General features: G+C 71.4%; 15 protein-coding genes. 9 read left to right on the top strand and 6 right to left on the bottom strand.

All coding sequences use genetic code 11. The features are described 5' to 3' along the window. Positions 1 to 20: 20 nt before the first annotated feature. On the bottom strand, positions 21 to 1,442 hold the full coding sequence (sufB, locus tag ACZ53N_RS09050; protein WP_130877200.1) for a Fe-S cluster assembly protein SufB: 1,422 nt from the start codon (positions 1,440 to 1,442) through the stop codon (positions 21 to 23). Next, positions 1,439 to 2,224: a helix-turn-helix transcriptional regulator gene (locus ACZ53N_RS09045; RefSeq protein WP_469140262.1), complete on the bottom strand. Its 786-nt coding sequence runs from the start codon at positions 2,222 to 2,224 to the stop codon at positions 1,439 to 1,441. The genes sufB and ACZ53N_RS09045 overlap by 4 nt, the downstream gene beginning before the upstream one ends. A 180-nt stretch (positions 2,225 to 2,404) precedes the next feature. Between ACZ53N_RS09045 and ACZ53N_RS09040 the strand changes: the two genes are divergently transcribed. From ACZ53N_RS09040 to ACZ53N_RS09030, 3 genes are all read left to right on the top strand, one after another. Further along, positions 2,405 to 3,367, top strand: coding sequence for an ABC transporter ATP-binding protein (locus ACZ53N_RS09040; RefSeq protein ID WP_370418695.1), 963 nt, complete (start codon positions 2,405 to 2,407; stop codon positions 3,365 to 3,367). Next, positions 3,364 to 4,149: an ABC transporter permease gene (locus tag ACZ53N_RS09035; RefSeq protein ID WP_469140261.1), complete on the top strand. Its 786-nt coding sequence runs from the start codon at positions 3,364 to 3,366 to the stop codon at positions 4,147 to 4,149. The genes ACZ53N_RS09040 and ACZ53N_RS09035 overlap by 4 nt, the downstream gene beginning before the upstream one ends. 96 nt (positions 4,150 to 4,245) lie before the next feature. Beyond that, a complete protein-coding gene (locus ACZ53N_RS09030; protein WP_469140260.1) occupies positions 4,246 to 5,238 on the top strand; it encodes a COX15/CtaA family protein in 993 nt (330 codons plus the stop codon). On the opposite strand, the gene ACZ53N_RS09025 is transcribed toward ACZ53N_RS09030, so the two are convergent. From ACZ53N_RS09025 to ACZ53N_RS09015, 3 genes are all read right to left on the bottom strand, one after another. After that, complete coding sequence (locus ACZ53N_RS09025) at positions 5,211 to 6,248, bottom strand: amidohydrolase (RefSeq protein ID WP_469140259.1); 1,038 nt, start codon at positions 6,246 to 6,248, stop codon at positions 5,211 to 5,213. The genes ACZ53N_RS09030 and ACZ53N_RS09025 overlap by 28 nt on opposite strands. Positions 6,249 to 6,418: 170 nt before the next feature. After that, on the bottom strand, positions 6,419 to 6,772 hold the full coding sequence (locus ACZ53N_RS09020) for a hypothetical protein (RefSeq protein WP_469140258.1): 354 nt from the start codon (positions 6,770 to 6,772) through the stop codon (positions 6,419 to 6,421). Between the two features lie 24 nt (positions 6,773 to 6,796). After that, positions 6,797 to 7,771 carry a heme o synthase gene (locus ACZ53N_RS09015; RefSeq protein ID WP_469140257.1) on the bottom strand — a complete coding sequence of 325 codons (975 nt, stop codon included), beginning with the start codon at positions 7,769 to 7,771 and terminating at the stop codon, positions 6,797 to 6,799. Positions 7,772 to 8,272: 501 nt separating this feature from the next. Here ACZ53N_RS09015 and tkt point away from each other — a divergent pair. From tkt to pgl, 5 genes are read left to right on the top strand one after another with little or no spacing between them, the layout of a single operon-like run. Then, positions 8,273 to 10,360, top strand: a complete 2,088-nt coding sequence (gene tkt / locus ACZ53N_RS09010; RefSeq protein ID WP_469140256.1) for a transketolase — start codon at positions 8,273 to 8,275, stop codon at positions 10,358 to 10,360. Positions 10,361 to 10,394: 34 nt separating this feature from the next. Continuing rightward, the gene (tal, locus tag ACZ53N_RS09005) at positions 10,395 to 11,510 is read left to right on the top strand and encodes a transaldolase (RefSeq protein WP_469140255.1); all 1,116 of its coding nucleotides are present in this window, start codon (positions 10,395 to 10,397) and stop codon (positions 11,508 to 11,510) included. Between the two features lies 1 nt (position 11,511). Next, positions 11,512 to 13,038, top strand: coding sequence for a glucose-6-phosphate dehydrogenase (gene zwf, locus ACZ53N_RS09000; protein ID WP_366684961.1), 1,527 nt, complete (start codon positions 11,512 to 11,514; stop codon positions 13,036 to 13,038). After that, positions 13,035 to 14,096 carry a glucose-6-phosphate dehydrogenase assembly protein OpcA gene (gene opcA / locus ACZ53N_RS08995; protein ID WP_469140254.1) on the top strand — a complete coding sequence of 354 codons (1,062 nt, stop codon included), beginning with the start codon at positions 13,035 to 13,037 and terminating at the stop codon, positions 14,094 to 14,096. The genes zwf and opcA overlap by 4 nt, the downstream gene beginning before the upstream one ends. After that, positions 14,093 to 14,875 (top strand): 6-phosphogluconolactonase, encoded by a 783-nt coding sequence (gene pgl, locus ACZ53N_RS08990; RefSeq protein WP_469140253.1) that lies wholly within the window; start codon positions 14,093 to 14,095, stop codon positions 14,873 to 14,875. The genes opcA and pgl overlap by 4 nt, the downstream gene beginning before the upstream one ends. 103 nt (positions 14,876 to 14,978) lie before the next feature. On the opposite strand, the gene ACZ53N_RS08985 is transcribed toward pgl, so the two are convergent. Then, positions 14,979 to 16,127, bottom strand: a complete 1,149-nt coding sequence (locus ACZ53N_RS08985) for an FAD-dependent oxidoreductase (RefSeq protein WP_469140252.1) — start codon at positions 16,125 to 16,127, stop codon at positions 14,979 to 14,981. Between the two features lie 142 nt (positions 16,128 to 16,269). Between ACZ53N_RS08985 and ACZ53N_RS08980 the strand changes: the two genes are divergently transcribed. Next, positions 16,270 to 16,902: a TetR/AcrR family transcriptional regulator gene (locus tag ACZ53N_RS08980; RefSeq protein WP_469140251.1), complete on the top strand. Its 633-nt coding sequence runs from the start codon at positions 16,270 to 16,272 to the stop codon at positions 16,900 to 16,902. Positions 16,903 to 16,944: the final 42 nt, after the last annotated feature.

Below are 16,944 nucleotides of genomic sequence, written 5' to 3'. Positions count from 1 at the left end.
GTGGGGGTGCGGTGCCGGCGTCAGCCGACCGCGCCTTCCATCTGCAGCTCGATCAGCCGGTTGAGCTCCAGGGCGTACTCCATGGGCAGCTCGCGGGCGATCGGCTCGACGAAGCCGCGCACGATCATGGCCATGGCCTCGAACTCGGTCAGACCGCGGCTCATCAGGTAGAACAACTGGTCGTCGCTGACCTTGGAGACGGTCGCCTCGTGTCCCATGGAGACGTCGTCCTCACGGACGTCGACGTAGGGGTAGGTGTCCGAGCGGGAGATGGTGTCCACCAGCAGGGCGTCACAGAGCACGTTCGACTTGGAGCCGTGGGCGCCCTCGCCGATCTCGATGAGGCCGCGGTAGGAGGTGCGGCCACCGCCTCGCGCCACCGACTTGGAGACGATGTTGGAGGAGGTGTTCGGCGCCATGTGGACCATCTTGGCGCCGGCGTCCTGGTGCTGGCCCTCGCCGGAGAAGGCGATGGACAGGGTCTCGCCCTTGGCGTGCTCGCCCATCAGGTAGACGGCGGGGTACTTCATCGTCACCTTGGAGCCGATGTTGCCGTCGACCCACTCCATGGTCGCGCCCTCGTAGGCCACGGCGCGCTTGGTGACCAGGTTGTAGACGTTGTTCGACCAGTTCTGGATGGTCGTGTAGCGGCAGCGGCCGCCCTTCTTGACGATGATCTCCACGACGGCGCTGTGCAGCGAGTCGGAGGAGTAGATCGGGGCGGTGCAGCCCTCGACGTAGTGCACGTAGGCGTTCTCGTCGACGATGATCAGCGTCCGCTCGAACTGGCCCATGTTCTCCGTGTTGATACGGAAGTAGGCCTGGAGCGGGATGTCGACGTGGACGCCCGGCGGGACGTAGATGAAGGAGCCACCGGACCACACGGCGGTGTTCAGCGAGGCGAACTTGTTGTCACCGACGGGGATGACCGTGCCGAAGTACTCCTGGAAGATCTCCGGGTGCTCCTTGAGCGCGGTGTCGGTGTCCAGGAAGAGAACGCCCTGCTCCTCCAGGTCCTCGCGGATCTGGTGGTAGACGACCTCCGACTCGTACTGGGCGGCGACACCGGCGACGAGGCGCTGCTTCTCGGCCTCCGGGATGCCCAGCTTGTCGTAGGTGTTCTTGATGTCCTCGGGCAGTTCCTCCCAGGAAGCGGCCTGCTTCTCGGTGGAGCGCACGAAGTACTTGATGTTGTCGAAGTCGATGCCGGTGAGGTCCGAGCCCCAGGTCGGCATGGGCTTCTTGTCGAAGAGCCGCAGGCCCTTGAGGCGGAGCTTCAACATCCACTCCGGCTCGGACTTCTTGGCCGAGATGTCGCGGACGACCTCCTCGGAGAGGCCGCGCTTGGCCGCGGCACCGGCCGCGTCGGAGTCGGCCCAGCCGTATTCGTACGTGCCCAGACCCTCGAGCTCAGGGTGAGCAGTCTCCGTGGGGAGTGTCATGCGGGGTTCCTCCCGGCCGTGCTGGTGGATGCTGTGGTGGTCTTGGGGATGAACGTCGTGCACACACCGTCGCCGTGGGCGATGGTGGCCAGACGCTGCACATGTGTCCCGAGCAGGCGGGAGAAGACCTCGGTCTCCGCCTCGCACAGCTGGGGGAACTGCTCGGCGACATGGGCGACCGGGCAGTGGTGCTGGCAAAGCTGTTCGCCGACCGGTGCGCTACGCGCCGTAGCAGCGTACCCGTCGGCGGTCAATGCCCTGGCGAGGGCCTCTGTGCGCTCCTCGGGGGCGACGGCCTCGAGAGCGGCCCGGTATCCGTCGGCCTGGGCGGCCATCCGGGCGCGGGCGAAGGCGGCCACGGCGGCCTCGCCCATCTCACCGCCGCCGGCTGCCTGCGCGATCCAGCGCAGAGCGTCTCCGGCGAGCTTGTCGTAGGCCTGGTCGAAGGCGTCCCGGCCGCAGTCGGTGAGGGCGAACATCTTCGCGGGGCGCCCGCGCGTACGCGCGCCGTAGACGCGCTTCTCGCGGGGCTCCACGACCCCCTCGGCGAGGAGGGTGTCGAGGTGGCGGCGCACGGCCGCCTGGGTGAGCTCCAGCCGCTGGGCCAGCTCGGCCGCCGTGGACGGACCGTGATCGAGGATGGACCGGGCGACGCGATTGCGGGTGCCCCGCTGATCGTCGTGCGCGCGCTGGTCGTCCCGCGCGGGCGTGTGCGCAGGGGCCTCGGCCCCTGCGGCCACCTCGGCCGCGGGGTCCTGGGGAGCCTCGCCCGCGTATTTCACAACACCATTGTTGCGTAATTACCCGAGGAGGGACAAGCCTCGCCCTCGCCGCGCGGCGGTGGCTTTGATCACTAAGGGTTACCTAACCGCCACCCCGTCAGGTATTCCGCGGGCCCCGCGAGGGCCTTCCGCGGCCCCCGCCGGGGTCCGGACCGCCCCGGGGTTCGTAGACTTCCGGGCATGCGCAGCGCCTTCCCGGGGGACGATCCCCGGCCCCCCGGCCGAGAGCTCGCGGTCGAGATCCACGGTCTGGTCAAGCGGTACGGCCCGAAGACCGCGGTGGACGGGCTCGACCTGTCCGTCGCCACCGGCACCCTCACCGCCGTGCTCGGCCCGAACGGGGCCGGCAAGACCACCACCATCGAGACCTGTGAGGGCTACCGCCGCCCCGACGCCGGCACGGTCCGGGTGCTCGGCCTCGACCCCGTCGCCGACTCCGCCGCGCTGCGGCCGCGGATCGGCGTGATGCTGCAGAGCGGCGGGGTCTATCCCGGGGCACGCGCGGAGGAGATGCTGCGCCACACCGCTTCCCTGCACGCCCACCCCGTGGACGTCGACTCGCTCATCGACCGATTGGGCCTCGGCTCCTGCGGACGCACGGCCTACCGGCGGCTGTCCGGCGGCCAGCAGCAGCGCCTGGCGCTGGCCATGGCCGTCGTCGGCCGCCCGGAGCTGGTCTTCCTCGACGAGCCGACCGCGGGCCTCGACCCGCAGGCCCGCCGCGCGACGTGGGACCTCGTACGGGAGCTGCGCGCGGACGGCGTCACCGTCGTCCTCACCACGCACCACATGGACGAGGCCGAGCAGCTGGCGGACGACGTCGCCATCGTCGACGGCGGCAGGGTCATCGCCCAGGGCAGCCCCGAGGAGCTGTGCCGGGGCGGCGCGGAGAACACCCTGCGGTTCAGCGGCCGGCCCGGCCTGGACCTGGCCTCGCTCCTCAAGGCCCTGCCCGCCGACTCCGCCGCCGTGGAGCTGACCTCCGGCACATACCGGGTCACCGGCAAGGTCGACCCGCAACTGCTCGCCACCGTCACCGTCTGGTGCGCGCAGAACGGGGTCATGCCGGACCGCATAGCGGTCGAGCGGCACACCCTGGAGGACGTCTTTTTGGAATTGACCGGCAAGGAGCTGCGGGCATGAGCACCGACACGACCGCGGGCACGGGCACCTTCGCCCCGAGGCCCGGCGCGGCGCCGCTCGCCCGGATGATCCGGGCGCAGGCCGCGCTGGAGACCCGGATGCTGCTGCGCAACGGCGAGCAGTTGCTGCTGACCGTCGTCATCCCCACCCTTCTGCTGGTCCTCTTCAGCGCCGTCGACATCATCGACACCGGCGAGGGCGAGGCCGTCGACTTCCTCGCCCCCGGCGTGCTCGCGCTCGCCGTGATGTCCACGGCCTTCACCGGGCAGGCCATCGCGACGGGCTTCGAGCGCCGCTACGGGGTGCTCAAGCGGCTCGGCGCGTCCCCGCTGCCGCGCTGGGGGCTGATGACCGCCAAGACCTGCTCGGTGCTGGTCACCGAGATCCTCCAGATCGCCCTGCTGACGGTGATCGCCTTCGCGCTCGGCTGGTCGCCGCAGGGCAACCCGCTCTCCGTGCTCGCGCTGCTCGTCCTCGGCACCGCGGCGTTCTCCGGCCTCGGGCTGCTGATGGCCGGCACCCTCAGGGCCGAGGCGACCCTGGCCGCGGCCAATCTGGTCTTCCTTCTGCTGCTGGTCGGCGGCGGAGTGATCGTGCCGATGGACAAGTTCCCGGCGGGCGCCCGGTCCGTGCTCGAACTGCTGCCCATCTCCGCCCTGTCCGACGGGCTGCGCGACGTCCTCCAGCACGGCGCGGGCCTGCCCTGGGGGGACCTCGGGATCCTCGCCGTATGGGCCGTCCTCGGGCTCGGCGCGGCGGCGCGCTTCTTCCGCTGGGAATAGCCCGCACGGACCGTGACCAGGGCGATCACGGACGGACAATCCGCCACGCACCCCCCTCGTGAATCCATGCACAAGCGGGCCCTTACGATGGCTTCCGTGCCGAAAACGCTGAACCCCCTCCAGCTCGTCGCCGACCGCTGGCAGCCGTCCGCCCGCTTCGTCCGGCGGGCCGCGTTCGCCTGTGTCGTGATGGGCGTGATCATCGTCGTGACGGGCGGCGCGGTCCGGCTCACCCAGTCCGGGCTCGGCTGCCCGACCTGGCCGACCTGCACCGAAGACAGCCTGACGCCGACGCCCGAGATGGGCATCAACGGCGTCATCGAGTTCACCAACCGCATGCTGACCTACGTGCTGTGCGCGGTCGTGGGCCTGGCCATCGCGGCGGCACGCGCGCGTGCCCCGCGCCGCCGCAGCCTGACCCGGCTGGGCTGGGCTCAGTTCTGGCTCGTGGCGAGCAACGGCATCATCGGTGGCATCACGGTGCTGACGGGCCTCAACCCCTACATCGTCGCCTCGCACTTCCTGGCGGCCACCGCGCTGCTGACGGTCGCGGTGGTGATGTGGCGCCGCGCGTGCGAGGGCGACGAGGAGCCGCGTGACCTGGTGGCCCGCCCGGTGCGGCAGCTCGGCTGGGTGCTGGTCGTCACGACCGCCCTGCTGATCGTGGTCGGCACCGTGGTGACGGGCTCGGGGAAGCACGCGGGCGACGCGAAGAAGGACGTGCACCGGATCCCGCTGGACGTCCGCGAGATCACCCAGCTGCACGTGGACCTCGTCTGCGTCGTGCTCGGCCTGATCGTCGCCCTGTGGTTCGTCCTGCGGGCCGTGCAGGCGCCGGCCGGGGCGCGGCGCAGGGTGGTGGAGCTGTTCGGCGTGCTGATGCTCCAGGGCGCCATCGGCTTCGTGCAGTACGTCAATGACTCCCCTGAGCTCCTGGTGGGCACCCACATGCTCGGCTCCTGCCTGGTGTGGATCGCCGCGCTGCGGCTCCTGCTGTCGCTGCGGGACCGCGGCGAGCTGCTCGCCGCCGTGCCCGCTCCCTCCGACGGGCACGAACCCCTTCAGCCGGCCGCCGCGTCCAGCCGGTAGACCCTGCGGGCGGTGCCGGCCGCGACGAGCGAGGCGATCCGCCCCGCCTCCGCGCGCCGGCACCAGCCGTCGGCGACCCAGTCGCCCATGAGCCGCTCCATGGCCCGGACGAACAGCCGGGCGCCCACCACGTACAGCTCCGCCAGTGCCCGTGCCCCGGTCGAGAACAGCAGCTTGCCGAACGGTGCCTCGCGCAGCGTCTCCTCGGGGCGGGCCCCCACGTCCGCGTAGACATGCGGGAAGACCGCGGCGAGCTGCGCCGCCTGCCGGTGGTGCCAGGGGTCGGGCAGCAGCACCAGGTCCGTGCCCAGGCCGGCCGTGGCCCGCAGGAAGGGGCTGAGCCGCCGGGGGTCGGGGCAGTGCAGCTGGACGGGCAGCCCGGTGGCGGCGGCGCTCCACAGCAGATGGCGGTCGAGTACGGGCCCGCCGGGCGCGGAGCCCCTGCGGCGGGTGCGCAGCCAGTGGTCGGCGGCCCTGCGGACGTCGTCCGGGCCGGGCGGGCTCTCCTCGCACGAGGTGACCCCGGAGGCGAACGCCGTGGCGTTCTGGGCGGCGGCGTAGAGCGCCTCGGCGAGGTAGGCGGCGAAGGAGTCGGCACTGCCGGAGGTGTCCGCGACCTGCGCGGCGAGCGGTTCGAGGCGGATGACCTCGTGGGCGCGGCCGGCGGCGGCACCGGCCAGCTCCTCGGCGGAGGTGAGGTCGCTGGGCACCCCGGCCTCCAGCAGGAACGTCCCGATGCCCGCGCCCCGCAACAGCAGCTGACCGGCCCGGTAGGCGCCCAGCTCACGGCGCCGGGCCAGATAGCGGACCGGTGCGCAGTGCGGCTCCAGGCCGAGCAGGGGCGGGCACCAGCGGCGCAGGGCGAGACCCGCGCGGCTGTCGAAGAAGGTCGTCCCGCGGGGCGCGGCGCCGGTGGACCCGGCGGCCGCCGCGAGATGCGTCTCGAACGCCCCGAGGCCCAGTTCGCCGTGGACGGCGCCGTGGCTGTACTGATCGACGAGCGGCGGCATGCCGTATACCATTCGCGCCCACCCCGTCCCGGTCGCCCGACCCCGCCCGCGCGGCGCCCGAGGGGCCGCTTCCGAGGGGTTTAACGGGCGAGTCGCCCGTCAGTTATGACGGCACGGAAACGGCCTGGTGGGCGGCGTGCACCGGGTCGGGCCGGCGGCCGGTGCGACCGTCAGCCGTTGGCGGGACCGCCGAGCTGGAGGCCGGCCATCCGGGACCACTCGTACGGGCCGGTGCGCACCTTGGCCGCCATCTCCCCGTCGAAGTCGTCCTGGAGGGTGACCCCGGCGATCTCCACGGCCTTCCGGGCGATCTCGAAAGAGGGAGCGACGAGGTTGCCCCACTCGCCGTTGGAGCCGACGAGGGCGATCCGGGTGGTGCCGCGGCCGATGTGCGCGAGCTGGCCCTCGGCGGCGCCGCCGTGGCTCTTGGCGAACGCGCTGATCTGCCGGGCCAGCCGGGCGGCCTTGCGGGCCGCCTTGGCGTCGGTTGCGGGCTCTTCGGCCTGCGTGAGGGTGTCTGCCATGAGCAGGATGCTACCCGCGGGTAATTAATGAAGGAAGGGATCCACGGCGACGGCGGCGAAGAGCAGCGAGACATAGGTGATGGACCAGTGGAACAGCCGCATCTCCTTGAGCTTCGCGCCCGTGATCCCCGCCTTGGCGCGGGCCTGGAGGCCGTGCGCCTCCTTGAGCCAGAAGGCACCGAGCGCGGCCGCGACGACCGTGTAGAACCAGCTGGTGTAGCCGAGCGGCTGGAGCGAGAGGGAGACGCCGACCATCACCCAGCTGTAGAGGACGATCTGGCGGGCCACCACCTTGTTGCCCGCGGTGACCGGCAGCATCGGGACGCCCACGCGCTCGTAGTCGTCCTTGACCTTCATCGACAGCGGCCAGTAGTGCGGCGGCGTCCAGAAGAAGATGACGAGGAAGAGGACGAGGGAGGCCCAGGAGACGGAGTTGGTGACCGCGGACCAGCCGATGAAGACCGGCATGCAGCCCGCGATGCCGCCCCAGACGATGTTCTGCGCGGTACGCCGCTTGAGGATCATCGTGTAGACGACGACGTAGAACAGCGAGGCACCCAGCGAGAGCATCGCCGACAGCGGATTGACCAGGAACCAGAACCACACCGTCGACCCGACGGTCAGCGCCGAGGCGAAGACCAGGCACTCACGCGGCGAGACCATGCCGGTGACCAGCGGTCGCTGCGAGGTGCGGTCCATCATCGCGTCGATGTCCCGGTCGATGTACATGTTGTAGGCGCCCGCGCCGCCCGCCGACAGATAGCCGCCGATACAGGTCGCCAGGACGAGCCACAGATCGGGCACGCCCTCCGCGGCGAGGAACATCACGGGCACGGTCGTCATGAGCAGCAGCTCGATGACGCGGGGCTTGGTCAACGCAACGAACGCCTTGACACGGGCCCCGAACGGCCGGTGGCGGGGGCTCTCGGCGAGCTCCCCCACAGCCTTGAGGGCGTGGGAGGTACCCCCACCCGCAGGACGGGATTCGACGGCCGTCACGCACACCCCTGACAGAGATAAGGCCAGCAAGCACATCCGGATACACAGACCCGGGAAAGACTTGCGCGTACCACGCCACTCTAGACGTAGGGGGTACTCCGCCCTCCGCCGGGGTGGGTCGTGTTGGAGGCCCCTCTCGCCGTCACGGGCCAGGCCCCGCAACCGATCTTGAGCACGCGCCCCGCCGACCGGCCGTCCCCGCGCCGGGCCCCGGACGGCTGTCGAAAACCTCTCGAACACCCCCGGGAATTCCGCGGATGACGACGGAACGGAAGCGTTCGGGAGGCGGCCGGGCGCACTCCCCGGCAGGCTGGTTCCATGGCCGTCGCACCCGTGACGGGAATCTTTGCCATCCGGATCGGGTTGCCCGGGCACACGGTCGGGCAGCCGACTGTACGTCGAAAAAATGCGCGTCCCAGCGGGGGTAGGCTCGACAACGCCGCGTCGTGGCGGAATACCGCCCCCGGCAATCGCACATGTGGAGAGGAGCCCTGACCGAGGGTGAGCAACAAGCCGACCACCACAGACCTCGAGTGGACCGAACTGGACCAGCGGGCCGTCGATACCGCTCGCGTCCTGGCCATGGATTCCGTACAGAAGGTCGGTAACGGCCATCCCGGCACGGCCATGAGTCTGGCGCCCGCCGCCTACCTGCTGTTCCAGAAGCTGATGCGGCACGATCCGAGCGACGCCGACTGGACCGGACGCGACCGGTTCGTCCTCTCCCCCGGCCACACGAGCCTGACGCTCTACATCCAGCTCTTCATGGCCGGGTACGGCCTGGAGCTCGCGGACCTGAAGTCGTTCCGCACCTGGGACAGCAAGACCCCGGGCCACCCGGAGCACGGCCACACCCGCGGCGTGGAGACCACCACCGGCCCGCTGGGCCAGGGCATCGCCAACGCGGTGGGCATGGCCATGGCCGCCCGCTACGAGCGCGGTCTGTTCGACCCGGAGGCGCCGAAGGGCGAGTCCCCCTTCGACCACACCATCTGGGCGATCGTCTCCGACGGCGACCTGGAGGAGGGCATCTCCGCCGAGGCGTCCTCGCTGGCCGGCCACCAGAAGCTCGGCAACCTCGTCGCCCTCTACGACGACAACCACATCTCCATCGAGGGCGACACCGCCACGGCGCTCTCCGAGGACGTCCTCGCGCGCTACGAGGCGTACGGCTGGCACGTCCAGCGCATCGAGCAGTCCCCGAACGGCGACTTCGACATCCAGGCGCTGTACGCGGCGCTGAAGGCGGCGCAGGCGGAGACCGAGCGCCCCTCGATCATCGCCGCGCGCACGATCATCGCCTGGCCCGCCCCGAACGCGCAGAACACCGAGGCCTCGCACGGCTCGGCGCTGGGCGACGAGGAGGTGGCCGCGACCAAGAAGGTGCTGGGCTTCGACCCCGAGCAGACCTTCCAGGTCGACGACGAGGTCTTCGCCCACGTCCGCACGGTCGTCGACCGCGGCCGCGAGGCGCACGCCACGTGGAGCAAGCGGCTGGAGGAGTGGCGCACGGCGAACCCGCAGCGCGCCGCCGACTTCGACCGGATCAACGCGGGCGAGCTGCCCGACGGCTGGGAGAAGGCGATCCCCTCCTTCCCCGCCGGCAAGGACGTCGCGACCCGCAAGGCGTCGGGCGAGGTCCTCAAGGCGCTGGGCGGCGTGATCCCCGAGCTGTGGGGCGGCTCCGCCGACCTCGCCGGCTCGAACAACACGACCATCGACGCGTCGTCGTCCTTCCTCCCGGAGGGCAACCCGCTGCCGGAGGCGAACCCCTACGGCCGCACGGTGCACTTCGGTATCCGTGAGCACGCCATGGGCTCGACCATGAACGGCATCGCGCTGCACGGCAACACCCGTATCTACGGCGGCACCTTCCTGGTGTTCTCCGACTACATGCGCCCGGCCGTGCGCCTGGCCGCGCTGATGAAGCTGCCGGTCACCTACGTGTGGACGCACGACTCCATCGGCCTCGGCGAGGACGGCCCGACCCACCAGCCGGTCGAGCACATGGCCGCGCTGCGCGCCATCCCGGGTCTGAACATGGTCCGCCCGGCCGACGCCAACGAGACGGCGATCGCCTGGCGCGAGATCACCAAGCGTCACGCCACGCACCCCGCGCCGCACGGTCTGGCCCTCACCCGCCAGAACGTGCCCACCTACGAGGCCAACGAGGGCGCCGCCAAGGGCGGCTACGTCCTGTTCGAGGCCGAGGGCGGCCGTCCGCAGGTGATCCTGATCGGCACCGGTTCCGAGGTCCAGCTGGCCGTCGAGGCGCGTGACGTCCTCCAGGCCGAGGGCATCCCGACCCGGGTCGTCTCGATGCCGTCCGTCGAGTGGTTCGAGGAGCAGGACCAGGCGTACCGCGACGGCGTGCTCCTGCCCGACGTCAAGGCGCGGGTCGCGGTCGAGGCCGGCATCGGTCTGACCTGGCACCGCTACGTCGGCGAGAGCGGCCGGATCGTCTCGCTGGAGCACTTCGGCGCCTCCGCCGACTACAAGGTGCTCTACCGCGAGTTCGGTCTGACCACCGAGGCCGTGGTCGCCGCCGCGCGCGAGTCGGTCGAGCACGCCGACGCCAACCGCCGCTGACGCCCGCACACAATCAGTAGGAGATGCAATCCCCATGACAGACGCACTCAAGCGCCTCTCCGACGAAGGCGTCGCGATCTGGCTGGACGACCTGTCCCGCAAGCGCATCACGTCGGGCAACCTGGCCGAGCTGATCGACCAGAGCCACGTCGTGGGCGTCACGACCAACCCGTCGATCTTCCAGAAGGCCATCTCCAGCGGTGACGGCTACGAGCAGCAGCTCGCCGACCTCGCCGTGCGCGGGGTGACCGTGGAAGAGGCCATCCGCATGATCACCACGGCGGACGTCCGCGACGCCGCCGACATCCTGCGCCCGGTCTTCGATGCGACGGACGGCCAGGACGGCCGGGTCTCCATCGAGGTCGACCCGCGCCTGGCGCACAACACCCACGCCACCGTCGCCGAGGCCAAGCAGCTGGCCTGGCTGGTGGACCGCCCGAACACCCTCATCAAGATCCCGGCGACGAAGGCGGGCCTGCCGGCCATCGCCGAGGTGATCGGCAAGGGCATCAGCGTCAATGTGACGCTGATCTTCTCCCTCGAGCGCTACCGCGCCGTGATGGACGCCTACCTGACCGGTCTGGAGAAGGCCAAGGCCGCGGGCCTGGACCTGTCGCTCATCCATTCGGTCGCGTCCTTCTTCGTGTCCCGCGTGGACACCGAGATCGACAAGCGTCTCGACGCGCTGGGCACGGCGGAGGCCAAGGAGCTGCGCGGCAAGGCGGCGCTCGCCAACGCCCGCCTGGCCTACCAGGCGTACGAGGAGGTCTTCACCTCCGACCGCTGGGCCGCCCTGGAGAAGTCCGGCGCCAACAAGCAGCGCGCCCTGTGGGCCTCGACCGGCGTCAAGGACCCGGCCTACAAGGACACGCTGTACGTGGACGACCTGGTCGCCCCGAACACGGTCAACACCATGCCGGAGGCCACCCTGGAGGCCACCGCCGACCACGGGCAGATCACCGGTGACACCGTCCGCGGCACGTACGAGCAGGCCAAGGCCGAGCTCGACGCGCTGGAGAAGGCCGGGATCTCGTACGACGACGTCGTGCAGCTCCTGGAGGACGAGGGCGTCGAGAAGTTCGAGGCGTCGTGGAACGACCTGCTGAAGTCCACTGAGGCGGAGCTCAAGCGCCTCGCTCCGGAGGCGTGAATTGAGCACAAGCAGCAATCCGCTGCGTGACGCTCAGGACCGACGGCTCCCGCGTATCGCGGGGCCGTCGGGCCTGGTCATCTTTGGCGTCACGGGCGATTTGTCCCGTAAAAAGCTGATGCCTGCCGTCTATGACCTGGCCAACCGCGGTCTGCTGCCGCCGGGCTTCTCCCTCATCGGCTTCGCCCGGCGCGACTGGGAGACCGAGGACTTCGCCCAGATCGTGCACGACGCGGTCAAGGAGCACGCGCGCACGCCGTTCCGCGAGGAGGTCTGGCAGCAGCTGGTGCAGGGCTGCCGGTTCGTCCAGGGCGACTTCGACGACGACGAGGCCTTCGAGACGCTCAAGGACACCATCCAGGAGCTCGACAAGGCGCAGGGCACGGGCGGCAACTTCGCCTTCTACCTGTCCGTCCCCCCGAAGTTCTTCCCCACGGTCGTCCAGCAGCTCAAGAAGCACGGCCTGGCCGACCAGAAGGAGGGCTCCTGGCGGCGCGCCGTCATCGAGAAGCCCTTCGGACACGACCTGGCCAGCGCCCAGGAGCTCAACCGGATCGTCCACGAGGTCTTCCCGGCCGAGGCGGTCTTCCGCATCGACCACTACCTGGGCAAGGAGACGGTCCAGAACATCCTGGCGCTGCGCTTCGCCAACACCCTCTTCGAGCCGATCTGGAACCGGTCCTACGTCGACCACGTGCAGATCACCATGGCCGAGGACATCGGCATCGGCGGCCGGGCCGGCTACTACGACGGCATCGGCGCCGCCCGCGACGTCATCCAGAACCACCTGCTCCAGCTGCTCGCGCTGACCGCGATGGAGGAGCCCGCCTCCTTCGAGGCGGACGCGCTGGTCGCGGAGAAGACCAAGGTGCTCGGTGCCGTGCGGCTGCCGAAGGACCTCGGCAGGCACACCGTGCGCGGCCAGTACGCGCACGGCTGGCAGGGTGGCGAGGAGGTCGTCGGCTACCTCGAAGAGGACGGCATCGACCCGCAGTCGAAGACCGACACCTATGCCGCGATCAAGCTGGAGATCGACAACCGCCGCTGGGCGGGCGTCCCCTTCTACCTCCGCACGGGCAAGCGGCTCGGCCGCCGGGTCACCGAGATCGCGGTCGTCTTCCAGCGCGCCCCGCACTCGCCCTTCGACCACACCGCCACCGAGGAGCTGGGGCAGAACGCCCTGGTGATCCGGGTGCAGCCGGACGAGGGCGTCACCCTGCGCTTCGGCTCCAAGGTGCCGGGCACCTCGATGGAGGTCCGGGACGTCTCGATGGACTTCGCCTACGGCGAGTCCTTCACCGAGTCCAGCCCGGAGGCGTACGAGCGGCTCATCCTCGATGTGCTGCTGGGTGACGCCAACCTCTTCCCGCGCCTGCGGGAGGTCGAACTGTCCTGGGAGATCCTCGACCCGATCGAGCGGTACTGGGACAAGCACGGCAAGCCCGCGTCCTACCAGGCCGGCACCTGGGGCCCGGACGAGGCCGACGAGATGCTCGCACGAGACGGACGGAGCTGGCGGCGGCCATGAAGATGGACCTCACGGACACCACGTCCAGCAAGATCAACAACGCGTTGGTCCAGGGCCGCCGCGCCATCGGCACCCCCGCCGTCGGCATGGTGCTCACCCTGGTCATCGTCACCGACGAGGAGCACGCCTACGACGCGCTCAAGGCCGCCAACGAGGCGTCCCGCGAGCACCCTTCGCGCAAGCTCGTCGTCATCAAGCGGGTCAGCCGCTCGATGCGCGACCGCGCCAAGGCCCGCCTCGACGCCGAGGTCCGGGTCGGCACCAGCGCGGGCACCGGCGAGACGGTGGTCCTGAGGCTGTACGGCGACGTCATCGACCACGCCCAGTCGGTCGTGCTGCCGCTGCTGCTGCCCGACGCCCCCGTGGTCGTCTGGTGGCCGGTGGGGGCCCCGGTCAACCCGGAGAAGGACCCGCTGGGCGCCCTTGCCCAGCGCCGGGTGACCGACACCTACGCCGCCGAGGACCCCCTCGCGGAGGTCTCGGCCCGTGCCGCGCACTATGCGCCCGGCGATACCGACCTGGCCTGGACCCGGATCACGCCGTGGCGCTCGATGCTCGCGGCGGCCCTGGACCAGCAGCAGGTCGACGTCGTCTCCGCCGAGGTCGAGGGCGAGGGCTACAACCCCAGCGGCGAGCTGCTGGCCATGTGGCTCGCGGACCGTCTCGGCGTCCCGGTGAAGCGGACCGTCTCGGACGGCCCGGGCCTGACCGCCGTACGGCTGGAGACCGGGAACGGCCCGATCGTCCTGGACCGTCCCAACGGCACCCTGGCCACCCTCTGCATGCCCGGCCAGCCGGACCGTGCCGTCGCGCTCAACCGACGCGACACCGCGGAACTCCTCGCGGAGGAGCTGCGCAGGCTCGACCCGGACACCACCTACGAGGCGGCGATCAAGTACGGCGTGGAGCGGCTTTCCGAGTCGGCCGCGCAGCCGGCCGCGGCGCCGAAGGCGGCCAAGGCCGCCGAGGCCGCTCCGGACGCTCCGGATGCCCCGGACGCTTCCCCCGCCCCTGCCCCCGCCAAGAAGGCGTCCGGCAAGAAGGCGGCGGGCAAGTGAGCGCTCCTCAGATCGTCGTCCACCGGGACAAGGAGCTGATGGCGCAGGCCGCGGCGGCCCGGCTGATCACGAAGATCGTGGACGCCCAGGCCGCCCGTGGCTCGGCCTCCGTCGTCCTCACGGGCGGGCGCAACGGCAACGGGCTGCTCGCGGCCCTCGCCACCGCGCCCGCGCGGGACGCGGTGGACTGGTCGCGGCTGGACCTGTGGTGGGGCGACGAGCGGTTCCTCCCCGAGGGCGACCCCGAGCGCAATGTGACCCAGGCGCGCGAGGCGCTGCTGGACTCGGTGCCGCTGGACCCCGCCCGGGTGCACGCGATGCCGCCGGCGGGCGGCCCGTACGGCAACGATGTGGACGCGGCCGCCGAGGCCTACGCGGCGGAACTCGCCGCGGCGGCCCGGCCCGAGGACCACGGCCCGGTGCCCGCCTTCGACGTCCTGCTGCTGGGCGTCGGCCCGGACACGCACGTGGCCTCGCTCTTCCCCGAACTGCCGGCCGTGCGGGAGACCGAGCGCACGGTGGTCGGCGTCCGGGGCGCGCCCAAGCCGCCGCCGAACCGGGTCTCCCTGACCCTGCCGGCGATTCGCGCGGCCCGCGAGGTGTGGCTGCTCGCGGCGGGCGAGGACAAGGCGAACGCGGTGGCGCTCGCGCTGAGCGGCGCGGGCGAGATCCAGGCCCCCGCCGCGGGGGCGTACGGCCGCAGCCGCACCCTGTGGCTGCTGGACGCCACCGCCGCCGCGAGGCTGCCGAGGGACTTGTATCCCCCGGCGACGTCCTGACGGCCGACTTGCACGAAGGCGAGGGCCCGGTCCCCCACATGGGGGCCGGGCCCTCGCGCGTTTCCTGCCGCACGCACGCCGCGTCGACCGAACGTGCTCAGCCTTACGGCTGACCGGGACGCCCTGCCCCCGGGACGGGCTCGGGCTCCCCCTCCGGGGGCAGGAAGTGCTGGAGACCCTGCGCGGTGCGTACGGCCAGGTCCGCCGCGCGGTCCAGCATGACCTGCTCGTAGGCCCGCACCGCGGCGTCGAGCTCCGGGTGCGCGACGAGGGCCAGCGCGAGTTCGGCGCCGTCGAGGAGGGCGAGGTTGGCGCCGACGCCGAGCGGCGGCATCAGGTGGGCGGCGTCGCCCACCAGCGTCAGGCCGGGCACGTGGTCCCAGGCAGGGGGTACGGGCAGGGCGTACAGGGGTCGGTTGACGAATCCGCTGTCGCCGGCCCGCAGCATGTACAGCAGGCTGTCGTGCCAGCCGTCGAACATGTCCAGCAGATGGGCGCGTACGGCGGCGGTGTCGGCGAAGTCGAGCCCGGCGGTGACGTACCAGTCCTCCGGGGCGCGGAACATGGCGACGGCGTCGAGGTGACCGCCGCTGTTGCGCTGGGCCGTCAGTCCCCTGCCGCCGGCCATGGCGGACATCGTGCCGTCGCCGACCAGTCGGGCGAACGCCGGATGACGGGTGTCGGAGTCGTGGAATCCGGTCCCGACGAAGGTGACGCCCGTATAGCGCGGCACGGCGTCGGACAGCGCCGGGCGGACGCGCGACCAAGCGCCGTCGGCGCCGACGACCAGGTCGAAGTCCTCCCCCGTGCCGTCCTCGAACAGCAGCCGGTGCGTGCCGTCGCCGTGCGGGACGACGCGGCTGACCGGACGCCCCCAGCGGACGGTTCCGGCCGCGAGGGAGTCGAGCAGCAGCCCGCGCAACTGCCCGCGGTCGATCTCCGGCCGGCCCGCGTGGCCGTCGGCGGGCCGGTCGACCTCCAGGACCTCGGCGGTGAAGGGGTCGAGCCGCCGCCACACCTCCCCCTCCGGCCGGGCCAGCTCGTGGAACCGGTCGAGCAACCCGGCCTCGCGCAGGGCCTGTTGGCCGGTGGTGGTGTGGATGTCGAGCGTGCCGCCCTGTCCACGCGCGGCGGGGGACGCCTCGCGCTCGAAGACGGTGACGGACCAGCCGCGCAGCTGCAGGATGCGGGCGCATGTCAGCCCGCCGGGGCCGGCCCCGACGACGGCGATGCGAGCGGAAGTGGCGTTCACGAAAAGACCCCTTCGAGGAGCGGGAGACGCGGAGTGCGTGCCGGATGCGGCGCTCCCACAAAAGCACACCCACTACGAAGGTGCAATCACTTAACTTTTTGCTTCACTCAACCTTGGGGCGGCCGCAGGGTAGGGTGTGCCGGTGAACGCACCGACCGGACGCCGCGAGCGCAAGAAGGCCCAGACCCGCAAGGCCCTGGCCGACGCCGCCCTGGAGCTCTTCCTCGACCGCGGCTACGACCGGGTCGGTGTGAAGGACGTGGCGGACGCCGCCGATGTATCGGTGACCACGCTGTTCAAGCACTTCCCGTGCAAGGAGGCCCTGGTCTTCGACCTGGACCAGGACATCGAGGCGGCCCTCGTCGCCGCCGTGCGCGAGCGCGCGCCCGGTGTCTCCGTGCCGCAGGCCCTGCGGGAACACCTGCGGTCGGCAGTGGGCTTTCACACCCTGATGGCGAACCCGCACACCCTCATCCCCCACCCGCCGGGCGAGCAGCCCGCAGGGCCGGGTCCGGCGGAGTTCAGCCGCATGGTGGAGGAGACCCCGGCACTGCGCGAATACGCCCACCGGATGTGGATGCGTCATGAAACGGCCCTGGCCCGGGCCATCGCCGAGGAGACCGGCGCCCCCGAGGACGACGCCGCCTGCGCCGCCCTGGCCCGCTTCGCCCTGAACGCCCCCCTCCTCGCCCGCCGCCACCCCGACCCGCACCGCGCCGCGGACGAGATCTTCGCCCTGCTCGAACGGGGCTGGGGCGAGCCGAGCGGCCACTGATGCCGCAAGCGCCGGACAGGCTCTTCAGCCCGTCCGGCGCTT

The organism is Streptomyces sp. NPDC033229 (assembly GCF_055576875.1).
The sequence above is the reverse complement of the archived record's forward strand: the minus strand, read 5'-3'. Positions and strand labels throughout refer to the sequence as shown.